Source organism: Mycobacterium sp. E796 (genome assembly GCF_001672815.1).
Taxonomy (GTDB): Bacteria; Actinomycetota; Actinomycetes; order Mycobacteriales; family Mycobacteriaceae; genus Mycobacterium.
This window is the reverse complement of sequence record NZ_LZKK01000086.1, coordinates 1-12,731: the sequence shown is the minus strand read 5'-3', so window position 1 is coordinate 12,731 and position 12,731 is coordinate 1. Positions and strand designations below refer to the sequence as shown.

Annotated in this window: 10 protein-coding genes; 1 reads left to right on the top strand and 9 read right to left on the bottom strand. The window is 64.0% G+C overall.

The window, feature by feature from the left end; translation table 11 throughout:
* Nucleotides 1–70 precede the first annotated feature (70 nt).
* Genes A5706_RS07420 through A5706_RS07405 form a run of 4 tightly spaced genes read right to left on the bottom strand, consistent with a single transcriptional unit; the run spans nucleotide 71 to nucleotide 5,517 of the window.
* Nucleotides 71–1,678, bottom strand: coding sequence for a hypothetical protein (locus tag A5706_RS07420; protein WP_068128691.1), 1,608 nt, complete (start codon nucleotides 1,676–1,678; stop codon nucleotides 71–73).
* Nucleotides 1,679–1,706: 28 nt separating this feature from the next.
* Nucleotides 1,707–3,212, bottom strand: a complete 1,506-nt coding sequence (locus A5706_RS07415; protein ID WP_068128690.1) for a glycosyltransferase — start codon at nucleotides 3,210–3,212, stop codon at nucleotides 1,707–1,709.
* Between the two features lie 29 nt (nucleotides 3,213–3,241).
* Entirely contained in the window at nucleotides 3,242–4,249 is a 1,008-nt protein-coding gene (locus A5706_RS07410) for an NAD(P)-dependent oxidoreductase (protein WP_231985108.1), read from the bottom strand.
* Nucleotides 4,250–4,257: 8 nt separating this feature from the next.
* Complete coding sequence (locus A5706_RS07405) at nucleotides 4,258–5,517, bottom strand: nucleotide sugar dehydrogenase (protein WP_068128686.1); 1,260 nt, start codon at nucleotides 5,515–5,517, stop codon at nucleotides 4,258–4,260.
* Nucleotides 5,518–5,875: 358 nt separating this feature from the next.
* Between A5706_RS07405 and A5706_RS07400 the strand changes: the two genes are divergently transcribed.
* On the top strand, nucleotides 5,876–6,343 hold the full coding sequence (locus A5706_RS07400) for a hypothetical protein (RefSeq protein ID WP_068128684.1): 468 nt from the start codon (nucleotides 5,876–5,878) through the stop codon (nucleotides 6,341–6,343).
* Nucleotides 6,344–6,426: 83 nt separating this feature from the next.
* Here the strand turns inward: A5706_RS07400 and A5706_RS07395 are convergent, their stop codons facing one another.
* The 5 genes from A5706_RS07395 to A5706_RS07375 all read right to left on the bottom strand — a co-directional run.
* Nucleotides 6,427–7,998 carry a hypothetical protein gene (locus tag A5706_RS07395; protein ID WP_156767002.1) on the bottom strand — a complete coding sequence of 524 codons (1,572 nt, stop codon included), beginning with the start codon at nucleotides 7,996–7,998 and terminating at the stop codon, nucleotides 6,427–6,429.
* A 150-nt stretch (nucleotides 7,999–8,148) separates the two neighbouring features.
* A complete protein-coding gene (locus A5706_RS07390; protein WP_369831819.1) occupies nucleotides 8,149–9,429 on the bottom strand; it encodes a serine hydrolase domain-containing protein in 1,281 nt (426 codons plus the stop codon).
* 70 nt (nucleotides 9,430–9,499) lie between these two features.
* Nucleotides 9,500–10,474 (bottom strand): methylmalonyl Co-A mutase-associated GTPase MeaB, encoded by a 975-nt coding sequence (meaB, locus tag A5706_RS07385; protein ID WP_231985102.1) that lies wholly within the window; start codon nucleotides 10,472–10,474, stop codon nucleotides 9,500–9,502.
* A gap of 27 nt (nucleotides 10,475–10,501) precedes the next feature.
* The gene (locus tag A5706_RS07380; protein ID WP_068128676.1) at nucleotides 10,502–11,803 is read right to left on the bottom strand and encodes a hypothetical protein; all 1,302 of its coding nucleotides are present in this window, start codon (nucleotides 11,801–11,803) and stop codon (nucleotides 10,502–10,504) included.
* A 239-nt stretch (nucleotides 11,804–12,042) separates the two neighbouring features.
* Nucleotides 12,043–12,731 (bottom strand): cobalamin-dependent protein (locus A5706_RS07375; RefSeq protein WP_231985100.1); only part of this gene is annotated, 689 nt, incomplete at its 5' end.

The following is a 12,731-nucleotide window of genomic DNA, read 5'->3' as shown; positions in this document are numbered from 1 at the left end:
GCCCGCCCGACCGCAACCGCCGTCCGGCGGCCCTTTCACGGCGAGATGACGACGACACAACGTTGAAACCCTAGATCGCCGACGTCACAACGACGCCGCCCTCAGCACCTGCAAGGCTCCGTCGCGCTGCGACAGCGAAGAACAAGCTGACCCCCAACGCCAGCAACACGGGCCCGATCGAAAGCATGACATGAACCGCGGCGGCCGTGCCCTCAGCAACAGATCCCTTGAGCCACATTCGGTTTCGCGCCGTTGCGATGTCGGCGCCAGGGGGGCGGAATTGTGGCGGCAGGACCGCCCTGACATCCGGGTCTGCCAGAATCTCGGCTAGCTGCTGCGTGGGGAAATAGAGTTGCGCCTCAAGACCCGGGCCGTCCTTTGGCTTGAGGTGGTCAAGGTCGTTGGTGGCGAGATAGGCCTTCACCTCGACCTCCTGTTGGCGTGCCGCTTCGGACCATTTGATCGATCCGAGCACTCCCACGTTGCCCATCGCTGCGACGATCGCTACGAGGAAGAACACGTACGTTGCCGTCAAGGATCTCGCTACTCGGCCGGGCCGCCTGGCCTGCACTTGGCCGGCAAGGGTTAGCACGCCCACCAGCCCGAGTGGGTAGGCGAGCAGGAGCATGTCCAAATAGCGTGGCGCCACCAGGTTTCCACGGCCGTATGCGAGCAGTACAACCTGGATGACAACCCACCCAGCGATTCCTACCGCTACCCAGGCGCGGTCAGAGATCGCCGGGCGCGTTGTAAGCGTGTGCCAACAGAACCAAACCGTCGGAATCATTGGAAGGATAATCCTCGCGGTGAACAGGACCAATCCCTCGATGAAGGTCCACGGAGTGGACAACGGATTCGCGTCCGATGCCTCCCAGAGGATCGTCGCGACAGCGGTTGATGCAATAACGACGACGGCTGCGAGCTCACGACCGCTCCGCTTCCTGACCCTGGTTGCCAGCTGCAGCCCCACCAGTAAACCGACAGCCAGAACCGTGGACACACCTGCCGCAAAAGACAGGCAACTGAGGACTGCGGCCGCCAATCCGCCGAACCATCGTAAGGAGAACGCCTCCGCGGTGGCGAAAGCAACCAGCGCCGCGACGGCAAAAAGCAACGAGATGTACACCATTGACTGAAACCCGGATAGCGCGTTCTCGTAGCCGATCGGAAACGCAAACACGAATGCGACGAAACAGGCCAGAAGCAACTGGCATTGCGGCGCGACGAGGGGCATCAGCAATGCCGCGAGCCAGGTGGCCACGGCGGTGAGCGCGAGCGCACCGAAAATCATCTCCAGGCGCGTGTTCCACTCGCCGGCCAGCTCGAGATGGGCTAGTGAGAGCAGCCGAAAAATGAAAATGCGGTGTGAGTTGTGTGGGGCGAAGAGGTCGGCGAAGGCCAGTGTCCCCCGAAGATACGGTCCGTAGACTTTCTGGCCTTCCCCATTCCACTGATCCAACAACGGCACCGGCGAACCGAGCGCCCAAATGACAATCAACCGGGAACCGGCGACCGTGCAGGCGACCGCCGCCATAAGCGCCACCATGCCGCGCGGGCGTCGCGGTTCGTCCGCCGGCTGCGCGGTGGTCTGGCCATGATCGTCTGCAGCGGGCGCGGTGGGCTCGGGTCGGGAGCTTCCGCCTGCTGGGTCCAGCACCAATTTGTCCTGTTCGCCCATCGAATGACGTCCCCCGGTCAATCCAGATTCATCGTGGCGGCAATTTCTTTCGCGTCACCCCTGGCCGAAGATCGCCTCCGCGATACCGCCGCAGCAGCCCAAGCGCCCCGAGCGATGCCAGCCCGCCGCCCGTCCAGCGCAACATGGGACCCCGCATGGCCAACCCATACCAATGCAAGTAGGCGGGCAACCAGCCGACCAGGTCGAACCTGCTTGTGCCGGCGGTTCGGTCCTCCCAGCTGCTCGGGACTTCATCGACGCGATAACCCAGGAGGTGAGCCTTCGTGGTGAGCTCGAGCCCCACCTCGAATCCTCGCTCACTCTCCACCGGAACGTCGTCGAGAAAACGGCGGCTGTAGGCGCGAAAGTTCGTGGTGGCGTCGTGAGTCGGGATGCCGCCCACGTAGTGCAGGCTGAGCCCCGCGGTCCGCGATATCAGCGTCTTCAACCTGGGGCCGCCACGCTGGCTACCGCCGCGCATATACCGCGACCCGCTGACCACAGCTGCGCCCTCTTCACGAATCTTGGCCGCCATCAACGGAATCGCCGAGGGCGGATCCGACAGGTCGGCCATGCTGGTGACCACGACGTCACCACGCGCGGCCCCGAAGCCGGCGATCAGCGCGTTGGCCACGCCCTTTCCGATCGAGTTGCGAACCAACCGCACGGTGGCGGGCTTGTCGGGCATCGCGGCCAGCGCCGGCAGCGTGTCGTCCTCATCGAAGTCATAACAGACGAGCAGTTCGTGCGGGGTCTCCGCCAACGCCTCGGTAAGCCTCCTGATGCAGGCCTGAATGTTCTCGCCCTCGTTGTAGACCGGGATGACCACGCTTACCAGACGCTGATCACCCGTCTCGGACCCGGATCCGGGCTTCCGAGCGCGAATCACGAACTGCTTGCCCAAGATTCGCCATGCCGGCCTCAACAGTAGATACAGGCGCACCAAAATCGGAGCCTGCGGCAACGACGAGGACGCCGTGTACGGCATAAACCGGTCGTAGCTCTCCACGATCTCGAAGTCGCTGGCCTCCAGCAGCTCGATCAGAGAGCGATCGCTGATCGGCACGGTGTGATCCCAGAAATCCCAATAGGCACCCGGGACCAGACGGATGTTCGGCCCCATCGCGATGAGATGCCCACCCGGCTTGAGCACCCGGCGGGCCTCGGCGATCGTCCGCTCGACCTCATCTTTGCCTTGCATGTGCTCTAAGAAGTTGCTCGTGAAGACGACGTCTACCGAGTCATCCTCGAGGAACCCGAGGTCGTCGGCGCGACCGTGATGAAACTCGATCCCGGGATCGAGCATGGCCGCGCTGTCCGGGTTCAGATCGACCCCGACCCGACGCGTCGCACGCACGTGGTTCAGGAACTCGCCGTAACCACACCCAAGGTCCAGCACCGTGTCGCTGCGCTTGATCCGCGCCTGGAAAAAGTCCCGCACCAATACGGCCCAGATGGCCGACCGGGACTCTCGGGCGTGGCCGAAGCGATTGCGATAGAGCTGCTGGAGGTCGGGTTCACCCGCGATGTGCATCACGTTCCAATAGTGGCAAACGATCCACGTCAGATGGTCCCCGCCTCGACGGCGTCGACGATCCAGGGAATGACCTCGTCCAGCATGGCATCGAGCGGTGTCGCCGCCTCGAAGCCCAGAACCTCGGAAGCCTTGTGAACGTCCGGTGAGCGCAACTGGACGTCGTGCTCGAAAGGCGGGTCGCTTTCATAGCGAAACGGAGTGCCGGGACGCATCTTCTTCCAGATCGCCTCCGCCAGCTCCAATACCGTGGTGGGTTCGGGCGTCGAGAGGTTGAAGTCCCCGTTCAGCGCGGCCGGATGCTCCATGCATGTCCGAATGCCGCGGGCGAGGTCGCCGCCGTAGGTGTAGTGCCGCACCTGGGTGCCATCGCCGAGGATGCGCAGCGGGTCCTGGCCCTTCGCCACCTTCTGAACGAGGTCGGGCACGACGTGACTCATGGCGAGTTTGACATTACCGCTTGGGATTTCGCGGCCACCCAGTGCCCGCTGTTCGCCAGTGCCCACACAGTTGAACGGGCGGATGATCGTGTACGGAAGGCCATACTGCTCATACGCGCCATGCGCAAAGTACTCACAGGCCAGCTTCTGAAAGCCGTAAGTGCTTGTCGGAGGCGGGCATTCGGTGATGTGTTTCTCCGGAGTGGGGAAAACAGTGGCGTTTTCGAACACCATCGAGGAACTGATCACATTGATCTTCTTGAGCCAGCCCTTGCGGTACGCGTAGATGGCGGTGTCGAAATGGGCGGCGGCGATGCGTTCGTTCTCGGCCAACAGATCGTAGGCGTACTCGTGGAAATAGGTTATGCCGCCGATGCGGGCCGCGCTGGCCACCATCTGCTCACAGCCCTCGATCAGCTGGAACATCAGGTCTAGGTCTTTGACGTCACCCTCGACGAAGTGGTACCGCGGGTGATCGTCGTAACTTTTCTTGACCTTGCCATATTTCGAGTAATTGTCCACGCCGACGACCTCGTGGCCCGCGCGCAGCAGCTCGTCGACAACGTACCCATTGATGAATCCCGCGCTACCAGTCACGAGAACTTTCACGGGGCCGGGGTTCCCATGCTCAGCGTCGCCAGCGGCGCTCCGTTCGGCGCGTCCGGTTCAGGCTGCTTGACCTCCAAGCAGCCCCAGACATCCTCGACAATCTTGTCTTCGGGAATATGCAGACCGCGGTAGATCGAGTGCGGCACACCGATGACGATGACATCGGCACGGCCCAACACGACGTCGAGTGCGTAGTATTCCGGGCCATCGAGGTACGGATCGTGCAGCATCACCTGTTTGGCCTCGAGCATCAGGAGATGCCGGAGTTTGAAGCTGAGCGAGTCGCGCGTGTCATCACAATCAGCCTTGAACGTCATGCCGAGGAGCCCAACCGTCTTGTCACGCAGATTGACCCGGCGCTTGAGCATGTTGACGATGAACTGCGGCTGGCCCTCGTTGATCAGCATGGCCGAGTGTCCAAGCATGAAGTTGTTGTTGCTGAAGGCGGCGAGCTGCATGGTGTCCTTCAGCAGGCAGGGCCCCGCCGCCAGCCCCGCCTTGGGCAAGCTGTCGACGCGACCGTTCTTGTACGTGGCCGCGTGATGGACCCGGCCGAAGTCGAGGCCGGCCTCGCGGCTGAGCAGGTAGAACTGGTTGGCGACCGCGAACTGGATGTAGCGGTAAGCATTGCAGAACAGCTTGGCCAGCTCGGCTTCCTGGGGCTCGACCTCGATGATGTCGCTGGTAATCCGCGAGAAGAGCTCGCGGACGATCCGGAGCCCTTCGGCGTCGAACCCGCTGATGATCTGTGGAATCTCCCTCAGCTCCCGGATGGAGTGGCCCTGCGCGATGCGCTCGGGGCAAAAGGTGACGTGAACACCGACCCCGCGCTCGGAGAACAAGTCGTGGACGCGCTGGCTTAGTCCCGGGTATACGGTGCTGCGCAGGATCAACGTCTGGCCGTCATGAAAGTACGGACTGACCTCGTCGATGATCCGAAAGAACGTGTGCGCCTGCGGTGTCAGGTACTCGTCCACCGGCGTCCCGACGACGCAGATCACGATGTCGGAATTCCTGACCGCCCACGAATCGGTGGTCGCCGAGAGACGTCCGGTGGGCAACAGCCGCTTGAGCAGATCCTGGGCCCCGTTTTCGACGAACGGCATCCGGCCGGCCATGATCGTTTTCAGCGCTTTGGCGTTCGTGTCGAGAATGTCGACGTGGAAACCCTCGTCTGCGAGCACGAGCGCCAGTGGCAACCCGACGTGCCCGGCGCCGCCGATGATGCAGATGCGTTTATCGGTTTGAGCTGCCATTCGAAAGCCCCTCCGCTCCTTGCTTAGCCCCCCACGGGTTGAACAACCACAAGCTCGTTTAACTAACGTGGTTCCGTTGGTTGGAGCGTACGAGATCGCGGGCAACCATGCGGCGTTTCCGGCAAATATCAATAGGGCCGGAGCCCCGGCGCGGCCGCGACAGCGTCGGAAGCCTTGAGGCGCAGCGCCTCTGGCAGCGGCACAAGTATGCCCGCAGGTTGAATTTCGTCTGAAAAGTATGTGAATGACATTCGACGCATATTGCCGCTGAGGACTCGGCTAACGCCGGAAGCCTTTCCCCGCCTGAGTTCCGCCGATTTCAGCCCGCGGCGGAGAGTCCCCGGGTAATTTTCTCACCATGCAGGTCCCGGGGGGCGCGGTTGCGGACGCCCAGGCGGTCGGAACGCGCAAAAAGCTACGCTACGCGGCTGTAGCGGCCGCCTTTCTGCCCATTGGCCAGGGCCTGATCCAGGTCATGGGGCTGTGGCTCAACAGCTACACGGCCGCGTCGCTCCTTGCGGCGGCCATCGTCACCGTTCCCAACTTCTTCGCCAACAAGCACTTCGTCTGGCGGGTGACGTCGGCCGAGCACCTGCGCAAACAGGTGATCGTGTTCTGGCTGGTCGTGATGCTCGCGGTCGCATTGGCAACCCTTTTCACTTCTCTCGTCGATGGTGCGATGGCCGGTGAGACGACGCCCCTCCATGGTGCCGCCGTGTTCCTGGTGCAGGTGCTCGGGTTCGGCGTCGTCTGGGTCGGCCGCTTCCTGATCCTGGATCGGTGGTTCTTCAACTCGCAGACGGCGCACGCGACAACACGCCCGTAAGTCCGGGACGCCGGTCCTGGGATGCCTTGGACACCCATCCGTCACAGCGGCCCAATCCTGGTGCAAGCCAACGGCATCCGCTGTCACTGTCGCTGGGTTTGCAGGCCCCTTCTTGCGCCGGGCGCGAAGAACAAACCAATCCCCAGCGCCAGCAATGCGGGCGCGATCGCAAGTAGAAAGTGAACCGTCGTAGCGGTGCCGCTAGCGAGTCGTCCCTTGAGCAGCAAGCGGTTGCGAACTCCCGCATTGTCGGCGTCGGCGGGTCGGAATTGGTGCGGCAGTATCGCCCTGATATCTCGATCTTCCAAAAGACCTGCCAGCTGTTGCGGCGGGTAGGAAACGTCGAACATCTGGGGATGCCCGCCCTTTGCCTTGAGATCGTTGAGGTTCCGTGTGGCGAGGTAGGCCTGGACGTTGACTTCCTGTTGACGGGTCGCTTGTCCCCAGCCGATGGCCCCGATCACCGACACGCAGCCCAGCACCGTGAAGGCGGCTACAACGACGAATACCCAAACCGTGGCGGCCGAGCCCGCATACCGGCCGACCCGCGAGGCGCGCGCCGTCTCGGAGAGCGCGAACACCGCAGCTAGCCCCACGGGATAGACGAGCAGGATCAGGTCCATGTAGCGCACTGCCATAGCGGGTCCGCGGCCGTAGGCGAGAAGCACAAGCTGGATCGCCACCCACCCGCTAATTCCGACTATTAGCCACGCACGGTCGGCTAACGCAGGACGCCTCGCCAACGTGTGATGACAGAACCAGACCGTCGGAAGCAATCCGACGATCGCCTGGCCGCCGACAAGCAACAATCCCTGGATGAACATCCACGGCGTGCCGATCGGATGCCCGCTCGACATTGCCCACACGATCATCGCCAGGGCGATCGATGCCAGGACGACAACGCCGGCAAATTCGCGAGCGCACCTCTGCCGTGCGTTGGTCGCCAGCTGCAAACACACGAGCGCGCCAGCCGCGAGAGTTGTGGCCAGACCTGAGCCAAAGGAAAGATAACTGAGGATCGCGGCCCCCAACCCACAAAACCAGCGTGCGGAGAACGGCTGCGCCGCAGTGAATGCAACCAGGGCCGCGACACCGAAGAACAACATGAGGTACACCTGGCTTTGAAACCCCGACAACGTGTTCTCGTAACCGATCGGAAGCGCAAACAGAAGTGCGACGAAGCCCGCCAGGAGCATGCGGTATCGCACCGCGACCAACGGCAGGAGCAATGCCGCCAGCCAGGTGATCATCGCGGTATGGATGATCGCGCCAAAGATCATTTCGAGGCGTGTATTCCACTCGCCCGCCAGTTCCAAATGCGCGAGTGCGAGAACGCGAAATACGAAGATGCGGTGTTCATTGTGCGGGGCGAAAAGGTTGGCCCAGGCAAGTGCGCCCTTCAGGTACGGCGAGTACAGGTTCGCTGCTTCCCCGTACCACTGATCGAAGAAGGGCATCGGTGAACCGAGCGCCCAAATGACGATGAGCTTGGCACCGAAGACCGTGCAGGCGACCGCGGCCAGCAGGGGGAACATCCCTCTTGGCCGCGGTACTTCAGACGGCGCGTTTTTCGGCGGCGACTCGCTCTCGCCAACATCTTCCGGGGCATACGCGATCCACCGCTGGAGGCTGACGGCTCCGCGCTGAGTAACCATGCGGGACTCCCCCTCCGCCCGTTGCCCCAAACCCGACCCAAGGGTTGAAGGATGGCAAGGGCGAATACTTACCTACATGGGTCCCGATTATGGGACCGCGCGAGGCCCGCTCATACGAACATCGGAGTTTTCAGTGCGCCGAGGGCAGCCCTAGCCGGCGACGGCTCCCGGCTCCGCGTACGGCGCCCCGAACTCGGCCACCGGCTGCAGGCCGCGCTTGCGCACCTTGGCGGCGGCGTCGCGGATCAGCTTGTAGATCCCGACGAACGCGGCGTGATCGGTCATCACGAACGGTGTCAGCAGCCGATTGTGCACCAGCGAGAACGCCACCCCTTCGGCAGGGTTGGCCCAGCCGAGCGAACCGCCCAGCCCGACGTGGCCGAAGCCCGGCATCACGTTGCCGATCGGCAGGCTGTGGTAACCCAGGTGGAAAGCCAACGGCACGTACAGGTTTCGGTCCAGCCGCAGGCTGCGCCGACCGGTCAGGCCGGCGACCAGCTCCCGCGACAGGAACCGGGTGCCATCGATCTCGCCGCCGTTGGCGATCGCCCCGTACATCCGCGCCAGCGCGCGGGCCGTCACCACCCCGTTGGCCGCCGGGATCTCGCTGTCCAGCAGCGGAACCTCACCCTGGGCGGCCGCGATCAGGCCCGGGAAATACATGGAGCGCCATCCGCCGGACAGCTCGTTGGCGACCTTGCGGGTGACGAAGGACAGAACCGGGTTGCCGACGAGATTCTGCGGCATGATGATCTGCGCGACCCGCGTCGGCGACCCGGCCGGTGGCCGGCCCAGGTGCATGCCGTCGGTGCCCAGGGGCTCGGCGAGCTCCTCGCGGATGAGCGTGCGCATGCCCTTTCCGGTCACTCCCCGCGCAAGCCCGGACATCAGCCAGCCGAACGTCAGCGCGTGGTAGGCGGATTTGCCGAGCAGGCGTCCCGGCGGGGCGGCCGCCAGCCGTTCCTCCATCACGACGTGGTCCAGCACGTCTTCCTTCGTGGCGCCCCGCAGGCCCGACAGGCCGGCGTGGTGCTTCATCACCTGGCGGACGGTGAGCTCGGCTTTGCCGTTGGCGCCGAACTCCGGCCAGTACTCGGCCACGGGAGCCTCGTAGTCGATGAGCCCGCGGTCGGCCAGGCGGTGGATGACCGTGGCGGCCATGCCCTTGGTCGCCGAGAACACCATGGGCGCGGTGTCGGCCGACCACGGCACTTGACCGCGCCGGTCGGCCCAGCCGGTCCACACGTCGACGGCGGGTTGGCCGTCGACATACACGGCCAGCGCCCCGCCGCCGAACCGGCGGGCCGGGAACATCGTGGAGAAGGCGCGAACGACGCACGCAAAGTGGGGGTCCGCCGCGCCGGACACACGATGGCCTGCGTCAGGGCCATCCTGTACAGGGACCGCGCGGCGAGCGACCCGAGACTCCATTGTCACGCTATCGAATTTACGTGGAGTTCATACCTTCCGCCGGGAAAACGGTGATTAATTTACCTTTCCGTTAGCCGGACGCGGCCTTGAGGATTTGCTGGGCAGCCAGCGCGGGCGTCAACTCCCCCGCCTTGACCTGCCGTTCCAGGTCCGCGCGGATTTTGCGGACGCCCGGGTTGGACATCACCCGGTCCAGGACCGTGTCGCGGACCATCTGCCAGGTCCAGTCGACCTGCTGGGCTCGCCGGCGCTCGTCGAGTTCCCCGGCTTCGGAGAGCACCCGATGATGGCGCTCGATCGTGTCCCAGAGCTCGGCCAGGCCGGTGCCCTCCGTCGCGCTCATCGTGAGAACCGGTGGCCGCCAGAGCGTTTCGCCCGGGTGTATCAGCCTGATCGCCGCCGACAGTTCGCGCGCGGCCTTGCGCGCCTCGGGCAGGTGCTCCCCGTCGGCTTTGTTCACCACGACGATGTCGGCCAGCTCCAGTGCGCCCTTCTTGATGCCCTGCAGCTGATCGCCGCTGCGTGCGAGGGTCAACAGCACGAACGTGTCCACCATGTTTGCCACGGCCACCTCGGACTGGCCGACGCCGACGGTCTCGACGAGTATCACGTCAAACCCGGCGGCCTCCAGCAGGACGATGGTTTCCCGCGTGGCCTTGGCCACCCCGCCTAAGGTGCCCGACGTCGGGGACGGGCGGATGTAGGCGTCCGGGTGCACTGCCAGGCGCGCCATCCGGGTCTTGTCGCCGAGGATCGAGCCGCCGGTGCGCGTCGACGACGGGTCGACGGCCAGCACGGCCACCCGGTGGTTCCGCTCGATCAGGTACATGCCGAGCGCCTCGATGCTGGTGGACTTGCCCACCCCTGGCGTCCCGCTGATGCCGACGCGGCGCGCGTTGCCCGAGTGGGGCATCAGCTCCAGCAGCAGCTGCTGCGCCTTCTCCCGATGGTCGGCGCGGGTGGATTCCAGCAGCGTGATCGCCCGCGGCAGCGCCGCGCGATCGCCGTTACGGACCGCCTCGGCCAATGCCTCGATTTCCGACACGATCCCCCAGCGTATAGGGCCATCGGCTCAGAAAAGGTGCACGCTCCATACGCCGACGTTGTTCGCGGCCCCGGTCGGAAGCAACGCCAGCGCGAGGACGATGTACACGAACAGCCGCACGCTTCGTCTGGACGGCGCTTGCTCGATCTCCGGCCGCTTGATCGCGTAGAGGAAGTACACGGCGGCCACGTCGAACGAGATCAAGATCCACCACCGAGTCCAATCGACGGCGGTGACAAAGAGCGGAACCACCAATGCCGCCCCGAGCAACGGCAGCACGAGGTTGTGGCGCAATTCGCCGAGGAAAGTGCGGATCGGAACACCGGAGAAATAGCGGATTGTCCAGGCGGTGCCGGCGAAGTACACCAGCCCGAGAACGAACGCGCCGAGCAGCGGAAAGAAGCCCCAACTTAAAACCATGTAGACGGCGCCGGCCGTGTCGGAGTCGAAAATCGGGATCACTTTATTGCACATGAAGTCGTGAAAATCCGTCCGGCTCTCGACCCGACCGAGCATATAGTCGAGCGCTTTGCGCGGCGATGTGGAAACGCCCCACGGATGTTCGATCAGCCCGTGCGGAACTTGGGCACACAACTGCGCAGCGAGATCGCGGCGCCCCAGCCCTGCGACCAACAGTGTTGACACGAGCCCCGGACCGACCGCCAAGACCGTGCATATTCGTTGCGTGGCGCGCGCCGAATCCTTCGCTAGCACGACGATCGCCAATACCGCTCCGAGCGCCAACTCGAGTGGAATCGCCTCGTGCATGAGCGCCAGCACGGCTATCGCCATTCCGTAAACGGCGCTGAGGCACATTCTGGCGTGGGCGGTTCTTGCCGCGCTGAAAGAGATGCTGTAGGCCAGCAGCGCCGTCATGCCGAAGAGTTCGGGATGTGGGCTGTAGATGGCGTAGGAAAGCGAGAACGGCAGGACCGGAACCAGAAGGGCAAGCATTGCCCTGCGTTGAGATCGGGCTCCACTGGTAAGAATCCGCCACGTCAGCACGGCGAGGGCGATCAACCAAACCACGATGGACGCCCACAGGATCGCATAGGCGGCGGCGAAGTAGTCGCCGGGCGCGATAATGCGGATCAGTTCACCCCCGAGGCCGCGTCGAACGAATCCCGGTGCGTAATTGCCGACGTAGTACTGCAACCACCATAAATCGTTGGAAAAGACGACCCGCTGGAAATACATGTGGGCAATAACCCAGCCGATCACCCACGTCGAGGTGAGTGCGTAAGCCCACGAGAGCCTGTCGGTGAGCTGCGGGTATCGACGCGGAATTAAGTGGTCCGCCGGATAGGTAGAAATGGCCAACACCGGCATAACGGCACCTTTCCCGACAAAGGTTAGCCGGAGAATAGCCCATGCGCGGTCAGGGCGGTAGAGAATGTGACCATTTGGCTCAAAAGAACTGCGATGGTAAAACGGTAGGACAGCTTACGAAATTCGCGATATCCGCCGCTCAATGGCCGGATATGAATGCATCGCGGCCCCCCATCGGACCATGATTCGGGCGCGCCGGTGATAATCCATGATTACCAACGCAATTGGTCAATGGGCGGCTAATCGAGCTTGTATTCAAGCCGCTCGGCAAGCTTATGGAGCAGGCCGATCGCGGCGTCGGCGATCACCGTCCCCGGCGGGAAGATGGCGGTGGCCCCGGCGGCGTACAGCTCGTCGAAGTCACCGGGCGGGATGACCCCGCCGACCACAATCATGATGTCGGGCCGTCCCACCGCGGCCAGCGCGTCGCGCAGCGCCGGCACCAGCGTCAGATGGCCGGCCGCCAGCGACGACACCCCGATGACGTGCACGTCGTTGTCGGCGGCCTGGCGGGCCACCTCCTCGGGCGTGGAGAACAGCGACCCGACGTCGACGTCGAACCCGATGTCGGCGAACGCCGTCGCGATCACCTTCTGCCCACGGTCGTGGCCGTCCTGGCCCATTTTGGCCACCAGAATCCTCGGCCGGCGACCGTCGGCCTCGGCGAATTTCTGGACCAGTTCCGTGGCGGTTGCGATGTTGGTTGCCTTTCCGGCTTCGTGACGGTAGACCCCGGCGATGGTACGGATCTCCGCCTGGTGACGGCCATACACCTTTTCCAGCGCGTCGGAAATCTCGCCCACGGTGGCCTTGGCCCGGGCGGCGTCGATGGCGAGCGCCAACAGGTTGTTGCCCAGGCCATCGACGACGGCATCCCCAAGATGCGCATCGAGGAGGCGGCCGCGCGCACCCAGGCGCGCATCGACTC

Excerpts from the sequence above, each read along its gene's own strand:
- A5706_RS07420 (WP_068128691.1), bottom strand. The coding sequence starts at position 1,678 with ATGGGCGAACAGGACAAATTGGTGCTGGACCCAGCAGGCGGAAGCTCC.
- A5706_RS07415 (WP_068128690.1), bottom strand. The coding sequence starts at position 3,212 with ATGCACATCGCGGGTGAACCCGACCTCCAGCAGCTCTATCGCAATCGC.
- A5706_RS07405 (WP_068128686.1), bottom strand. The coding sequence starts at position 5,517 with ATGGCAGCTCAAACCGATAAACGCATCTGCATCATCGGCGGCGCCGGG.
- A5706_RS07400 (WP_068128684.1), top strand. The coding sequence starts at position 5,876 with ATGCAGGTCCCGGGGGGCGCGGTTGCGGACGCCCAGGCGGTCGGAACG.
- A5706_RS07395 (WP_156767002.1), bottom strand. The coding sequence starts at position 7,998 with ATGGTTACTCAGCGCGGAGCCGTCAGCCTCCAGCGGTGGATCGCGTAT.
- A5706_RS07390 (WP_369831819.1), bottom strand. The coding sequence starts at position 9,429 with ATGGAGTCTCGGGTCGCTCGCCGCGCGGTCCCTGTACAGGATGGCCCT.
- A5706_RS07380 (WP_068128676.1), bottom strand. The coding sequence starts at position 11,803 with ATGCCGGTGTTGGCCATTTCTACCTATCCGGCGGACCACTTAATTCCG.